General features: G+C 69.6%; 8 protein-coding genes. 2 read left to right on the top strand and 6 right to left on the bottom strand.

Annotated features, from left to right (window positions below; translation table 11 throughout):
- The first annotated feature begins 930 nt into the window (after positions 1–930).
- Positions 931–1077, top strand: coding sequence for a hypothetical protein (locus ACZ7OH_RS51305; protein WP_470287629.1), 147 nt, complete (start codon positions 931–933; stop codon positions 1075–1077).
- A gap of 345 nt (positions 1078–1422) precedes the next feature.
- Here the strand turns inward: ACZ7OH_RS51305 and ACZ7OH_RS51300 are convergent, their stop codons facing one another.
- The 6 genes from ACZ7OH_RS51300 to ACZ7OH_RS51275 all read right to left on the bottom strand — a co-directional run bounded on the left by ACZ7OH_RS51300 (position 1423) and on the right by ACZ7OH_RS51275 (position 5264).
- Complete coding sequence (locus ACZ7OH_RS51300; RefSeq protein ID WP_470287628.1) at positions 1423–2118, bottom strand: GAF and ANTAR domain-containing protein; 696 nt, start codon at positions 2116–2118, stop codon at positions 1423–1425.
- Positions 2119–2261: 143 nt separating this feature from the next.
- Complete coding sequence (locus tag ACZ7OH_RS51295) at positions 2262–2999, bottom strand: GAF and ANTAR domain-containing protein (protein WP_470287627.1); 738 nt, start codon at positions 2997–2999, stop codon at positions 2262–2264.
- An 84-nt stretch (positions 3000–3083) separates the two neighbouring features.
- Positions 3084–3284: a hypothetical protein gene (locus tag ACZ7OH_RS51290; protein ID WP_470287626.1), complete on the bottom strand. Its 201-nt coding sequence runs from the start codon at positions 3282–3284 to the stop codon at positions 3084–3086.
- 83 nt (positions 3285–3367) lie between these two features.
- Complete coding sequence (locus ACZ7OH_RS51285; RefSeq protein WP_470287625.1) at positions 3368–3742, bottom strand: STAS domain-containing protein; 375 nt, start codon at positions 3740–3742, stop codon at positions 3368–3370.
- Positions 3743–3791: 49 nt separating this feature from the next.
- Positions 3792–4223 carry an ATP-binding protein gene (locus tag ACZ7OH_RS51280; protein ID WP_470287624.1) on the bottom strand — a complete coding sequence of 144 codons (432 nt, stop codon included), beginning with the start codon at positions 4221–4223 and terminating at the stop codon, positions 3792–3794.
- A 282-nt stretch (positions 4224–4505) separates the two neighbouring features.
- Positions 4506–5264, bottom strand: a complete 759-nt coding sequence (locus ACZ7OH_RS51275) for an ATP-binding protein (RefSeq protein ID WP_470287623.1) — start codon at positions 5262–5264, stop codon at positions 4506–4508.
- 678 nt (positions 5265–5942) lie between these two features.
- Between ACZ7OH_RS51275 and ACZ7OH_RS51270 the strand changes: the two genes are divergently transcribed.
- The gene (locus tag ACZ7OH_RS51270) at positions 5943–6317 is read left to right on the top strand and encodes a hypothetical protein (protein WP_470287622.1); all 375 of its coding nucleotides are present in this window, start codon (positions 5943–5945) and stop codon (positions 6315–6317) included.
- Positions 6318–6352 lie beyond the last annotated feature (35 nt).

Here is a 6352-nt window from a genome sequence, read left to right as displayed (position 1 = left end):
TCTCCGCCCAGTCCTCCACGTTCAGCACCCTCCTACCTCAGAGGGGGTCAACTTTCGGAAGACTCCTGGGGGTCAGTTTTCACGAAGCGACGACACAGCCCGTTCTGCGCGGCGGGCCTTCAGCGCTGGCGACTACTACTTCGGTGGGGCTGACTTCTCGTGGGGTACCGACAGTCAGGGCGTCCGGTGTATGTCGGTGAGTTGAGCGGCGGCGTGGGTGCCGAGGGCCTGCCGTTTCCGGCCGAGGTGCACGGCAGGGTGTCCGACACGTGGTCGGCGTCGTTCGGCATCCCCGAAGGGCTGGAACTGGCTGATGAATCTGTTCGACTGAGATACTTTGCCTGGCAACGCCAAGGTGTCCGGACAAACCGGGGGTAGCTCACACCCACTGCTCAGTCTGGGGCGACGTAGGGGCTCTCGATTGCTCTCTGCGGGGGTTGTAACGGGACGCACGTAGGCAGCGACTGGGTGAGTGCTGTAAGTTGTAGCCATTGCTCCCCACCGTCCTCCGGGACTGGTGGGGCCTTTTATTTGGAGCTCGCTGTGAGCGACCAGAGCGTATGCGTAGTCATCGACTACCAGAACATCCATCTCACAGCCCACGGCTTCTTCGCGCCGGACGAACTGCCCATCCACGAGTCGCTCGTCGAGCCTGGCCGATTCGCCGAGCGCATCGTCGCCTTGAGAGCGCAGCGGCTAGCAAGCGCGCCCATGGACCACCTGGGAGCGGGCGAAGCCGGCCGGGCCCGCGCTCGACCGCGGCTGGCAGCGGTGGGAGTTTCCGTGGCACCCCCGCACCACCGGTGCCCACACGCCGAGGGCGCGCGCGACCGACATCACGGGCGTCCGCCAGCCGGAAGTCACGCCGTACAACTCAGAGGGTTACCTGTTCGGCGCGGTGGTCCGGCACCCGGTCACGGTGAGCCCCGCATGACCCGGCCGGGGCTCGTGCCCCGGCCCCCGGTCGAGCTGACGTCCGCCGTCCGCATCCGGAACCATCCGGGCGACGCCGCCGAACTCGCCGCCCGGCTGCCGGAGTCCTTCGAGGACACTCTCGGTGTGACGATGACCGCGTGACGGTTCGGCTCCTCCGCCGAAGTCGTCGTGGTGTGACGAGGTCCAGGGAACTTGGCCGCCGGGGGCACAGCTCGGGGCTTTCGACGCACACCGGCACGCGGCCCTGGAGGCATCGGACTCGCCGCGCAGCGCAGCAGCCGAGGAAATCTCCCCGGATGCGACGCCACGAGCGCTGGGGGAAAGAGCCGTTCCGTCCGGGTAGGCAGAGAATCGGGGATCGGTGAAGACGACGTCGATCCGGGGATCCTGCGCCATCGGTCCCGCGCGCACATGAATTGGTATTGCTCTCGTGAAGCCAGTGCGACGGCGTTGGCGCCGAAGCTTCGACGGCGTCGCCGATCGTGGTCAGCCCTCGTGTTCGCGGGTGAGGATGGTGCGGGGATCGAGGGTACCGCGTGCGAGCTCCTCGGCGATCACGCTCAGCTGCAGGTTGTGGCTGCGGCTGTAGGAACGCAGGCGCTCGAACGCCTGGTCCATCGGGATGCCCGCCGCGTGGAAGAGCACGCCTTTGGCCTGTTCGATGATGACCCGGCTGTTGAGCGCGGTCTGGAGTTGCTCGGTGAGGACTTCGCCGCGGCGGATCGCTCGTTCCTGCAGGATGCCGACAGTGGCCGTGTCGGCCAGCGCGCGGGCGACGTCGAGGTCCTGCTGCCCCAGCGGTGTGACGTCGCTGCCGAAAAGGTTCAGTGCGCCGATGACCTGGCGCCGCAGCCGCAGCGGGATGGCCTGGACCGAGCGGTAACCTTCGGCGAGGGCTTCGGGAACGAACAGGGGCCAGCGGGCCTGCTCCGCGGCGAGGTCGACGGCGTGGACGGGAACGCCGGTGTGGTAGGCGTCCAAGCAGGGGCCTTGGTCGGCCTGGAGCTGCAGCAGCTCCAGCAGCCGGGTGCGTTCGTCGGAGGCGGCCACGACTTGCAGGCTGCCTCGCTGGTCGGACAGCAGCAGGCCCGCCGCGGTCGCGCCGAGCAGGGAAACGCAGTAACCGGCGAGGCGGTACAGCAGCTCGACCACGTCGTAGTCATCGACCAACGTGTCGGCCATGTCGACGAAGGCGCGGACCAACTTCTGCTCGCGAGTGGGGGCGCTCCCGGCTGGTGGGGTGTTCATCATTGTCATCTCCCCTGTTCAGGATGCCGGCTCGGCGTGGGCAGGGCCGGGGAGCCGAATCCGTAGGCGGGTGGCGGTCATTCGTCGATCACTCTCGGGTGCAGCCGCCCGGCGACCAGGTCTTCGGCGACGCCCTGGACCTGACGGCCGGCGACGAAGGCGTAACCCCGCAGTCGCGCCAGTGCCTGTTCGGCGGAGATCTTGAACTCGGCGATGATGATCCCGGTGGCTTGGTGCACCACCGTCCGGTCGCGGACGAGCTCCATGAGCCAGGCCTCGCTGATTTCGCCGTCCGGCCCACTGGCCGAGACCGCCAGCAAAGCGCTGGTGGCGATGTCGACGATCTGGAGTGCGGTGACCAGTTCGGCCTGCGAGAGCCAGCCCGGTGTCCGCCGGTACATGTCCATCGCGCCGAACCTGGCCGCTCCGCGACGGAGCGGGAACGCGAAAATGGCACCGATCTCCTTCGAACGGATCTGGGCGGCGAACACCGGCCAAGTGTGGTCAGCCCGCTGGGCCAGATCCGGTACCAATACGGGGTTGCCGGTCTCGAACGCCTCGAAACACGGGCCTTCGCCGAGACTGAACTGCAACTCTTCCAGGTACTCGACCACGGCGTCGCTGGCATAGAGACTCTGGCGGTGCTGCGTTCCCAGCATCACCGAGATCGACGCCCCGTCTACCGGAAGAAGGGACACACAGGCCTGGCAAACGCGGACAAGCGGGCTCAACACATCGTTGCCGTCGCGCAGGGACGCCAGCACCGCGGACAGCAGACGCGGCATCGAATCGGCGACGTCGTCGGGCTTGGTCACCCGTTCCAACCGCCTTCCCGCCGTAGAGAGCGACCGGGTCTTCCGGCGAACTCCAGACCTTACACACAACTCGGGCTCCGCCAGTCACCTGTCTGCGATGTCCGGCGGGGCGGTCCGCTCGATCGTCTGGCCGCCCGGGAGAACCACGACCGGCTCGGCTTGTCCGGCGTTCCAGTCCAGCAGGCGGGCGAGCTGGCCGTCCTTCGGTCCGGCTCTCCGCGCGATGGCGCCAAGGCCTGCCGTGTGCAGGTGTGGCACCTTGCTGGCGCGACGCAGCTGGTCCATCCAGAGCTGTTCGTCGCTCCAGGCTGTGTGGCCATCCGCCACCAGCCGGTGCAGTTCTTCGCCCGAACACTGCCCCGAACGGATCAGCGGCCGATTGCGTCGGTCGGGGTCGGATAGACCGCCAGTACCCGGTCCAGCCCGGTGAGGATGACGGTTCGCAGCGGCCTGCCGGTCGCGACCACCCTCAGCTGCGTGCGGTCCGCGGCGTCGTGGTGGGCGTTGAGCAGGACATGCAGGCCCGCTGAGGACAGGAAGTCCACCCCGGCCAGATCGATGACCACCTCGGCGGGCTGCTTCGCGATGGCGGCGGTGATCGCCTGGGCCAGCCGTGTCCCGGTACGCAGGTCGACCGTGCCCTCGGCGGTCACCACCTGCGCTCCGTCGAGCCGGCACACCGACACCGTGAGCTCTTCCTCCGGGCCGGCCGGTCCGCCTGGATCGGGATCGTGACGTGTCACGCGGCTTATTTTCACCCATGCATGCGACCGTGCGCACCTGGTGGCCGGGCTAAAGTTCGAGGCTGGAGGGGAGCGTCGCCCAGACCACCTTTCCGCGCGACCAGCGACGGCTGCTGCCCCACGCCCTCGAGGCATGGGCGACGATCCGCAGGCCGATTCCGGGGTCGCGCACGCCGGTTCGATCGACGAGGGTCGCCGGGGCCGGGTTCTCGTCGGCGACGGCGATGGTGAGCAGGCCCGGGCGCAGGTCGAGGTGCACGTCGGGCGATGACCTGGTGTGCTGAAGTGCGTTGTCGACGAGCTCACCCACGATCAGCATCCCGTCGTAGGTCAGTTCGGGAACGCCCCAGACCGTGGCCCGGTCCTGGAAGAATCCGCGGGCGAGCTTTGCCGCGTCCTCGGTGCGGGGAAACTTCCGCCGGGCCCATCGGCGGGTCGGGATTTCCTGGTGGCGCTCGGCGGACTCGACGTCGTCGTGCACCGCGACGAGCCGGGCGGTGCCGTGGTGGTCGAAGGCGCGCAGGTGGGCCGGCTGCCGGGTGACCAGGGCGAACGGGATGCCGGGTCAGTTCCCGATCCGGCGGGCGACCAAGGGGAAGATGGTGGCGGGGGACAGTTCGCCGATGGCCGGCCCGTCGATGTCGGCGATCAGCCCGGGCGGACCGTCAGCGGCCACCTTCAGCAGGCCGTCGCGGAGAAATCCGTTACCAGAGAGGTCGAGCTCTCCGGTAACGGTCTTCGCCGGTTGTGGCGCCGCTTCACGCTACCCGGCGACATCGTGGTGCTGCGGTCGCCTCCGCGCCAGCACGGCCCAGACGACTTTGCCCCCGGCCCAGGACCGGTTGCAGCCCCAGACATGGGCGGTCCGGGCGACCAGCCGGAGCCCGAGACCGTTCTCCTTGGGGCATTCGAGCAGCACTGCCGGCTGAGGGTTGTCGTCGGCGACCGAGACGGTGACGGTGCCGCGGCGCAGTTCCAGCCGCAGCCTCGGGTGCGACGTCGTGTGCAGGATCGCGTTCTCCACCAGTTCGGTGGCGACCAGGAGGGCGTCGCCGGCCTGCTCGCGCACGTCCCACTGCGTGCAGGTCCGTTCGACGAACGTCCGGGCGGCCGCGGAGGCGCGTGGCGACGCGGCCAGCAGCTGCACGGCCCGTCGCCGGGGCGGGCGCTCGCGTGCTCGTTCGGCCGCGGGGACGTCGGCGTGGACCGCCACGAACCGGTCCACCGTTTGCGCCACCAGCCGGGCCACGTGGTCGGCGCGGTCGGTCACCACCGCGAAGGGGATCCCCGGCCATTCGCCGATCCGCATGGCGATCACGGAGAACACGCTCATCAAGGTGTCGTCGTCGATCTCGAGACCTTGGATGTCGGCGATGACGCTCTCGGGTGCGTCCGTGGCCAGCTTGAGCACGCCGTCGCGCAACTGCCGGGAGCCGGCCAGGGTCAAGGTGCCGGTCAAGGTCGCCACGGTCGACTCCGCCCGGTACCGCGGTACCAGCTGCAGGCCGTTTTCACTGGTCATGTACTCGCCTCGATCTTGTGACGCGGCTGCGGCCGATAACGAGCCGGACGTCGTGGGGTCCGAGAGGCCGGGTTGCTCCGGCGGCGGGGATCAGCGAAGCCGCCGGTGGCTTCGAGACCGAGCGCGGCGAGCAGCGACGCGCAGTCATGGCGTCGCTCGCGGCCCAGGCGACCACCCGGCCTCGGAGATACCGCCGGTCGGCGGTGAGTCCCGTGGGACCAGCCTCTTCAGGTGGTACCGCGGCACGCCTCATCGGCTTGGGGGCAGACATGGGCATGCCGGTTCTCGGGGGCGTCGCGGTGGTCATGAGGTCCTCCGCCGGTATCGACCACTTTGGGTGGTACCGCCGGGGGCAGGGGCGGGACGCGCGCCGCAGACTGACGTGGACGTCAGCGCGGCTGATCTGCTCATCATAGTCCCGAACAGGCGACTCGGCGAAGGGAGGCAGCGGGTGCGGAACCTGAGCCGCCCGGCCGTGAACCGCGGTGCCGGGATCACCGCCGGGGCGGGCGCCGCTGTCGGCAGGCGGGGAAGCCTTGCGGATCTCCGTCCTCGGAGGACGCTCACGCAGGAGACCACTCGCTTGGCTGAGGTCTTCGCACCCCGGCCCGGCTTAGGCTGGAAGTCGCGCCCCGGACCTCGGCGCCGGAACCGGTCTTCGAGTGAGCGGGTGACGGCATGGGCACGGCCGACGGCACTGAACCAGGCGCGGACCGGAGCTGGCCCGCTCGTCACGGCGGCGGCTACCCGCGGGGCTGGCAGGTCCGGTACCGCAGCCGCCGCCCGGCGGGCGGGCCGCCGCTGTCGCAAGAACGGATCGGCACCGTCGCCGGTCCGAGCCTGCGCGACGAGCACACCGGCACGACGTGGGTCCCGATCCGGCCCTTCTGCGCGGTCTCGGGCACGCCGCTGAGGCTGGTTCGCGCGACGGACGTCCTCGACGCGTGCCCTCCGGGTGAGCCCGCCTCTGAGGACGACGAAGGACGGCCCGCCACGGTGATCGCTGACCTGCAGGAGCGGGATTCGGGTGACGGTGCAGGCGAACCTCGATGACCCGGCTCGCAGTCGCCGCTGCCGTCTCGGTCAGG

The sequence above is a fragment of the Amycolatopsis sp. NPDC114478 genome (assembly GCF_055633805.1).
The sequence above is the reverse complement of the archived record's forward strand: the minus strand, read 5'-3'. Positions and strand labels throughout refer to the sequence as shown.

Bases quoted from the DNA above. Each gene is read 5' to 3' on its own strand.
- ACZ7OH_RS51305 (WP_470287629.1), top strand. From the start codon at position 931: ATGACCCGGCCGGGGCTCGTGCCCCGGCCCCCGGTCGAGCTGACGTCC.
- ACZ7OH_RS51300 (WP_470287628.1), bottom strand. From the start codon at position 2,118: ATGGCCGACACGTTGGTCGATGACTACGACGTGGTCGAGCTGCTGTAC.
- ACZ7OH_RS51290 (WP_470287626.1), bottom strand. From the start codon at position 3,284: ATGGACCAGCTGCGTCGCGCCAGCAAGGTGCCACACCTGCACACGGCA.
- ACZ7OH_RS51275 (WP_470287623.1), bottom strand. From the start codon at position 5,264: ATGACCAGTGAAAACGGCCTGCAGCTGGTACCGCGGTACCGGGCGGAG.
- ACZ7OH_RS51270 (WP_470287622.1), top strand. From the start codon at position 5,943: ATGGGCACGGCCGACGGCACTGAACCAGGCGCGGACCGGAGCTGGCCC.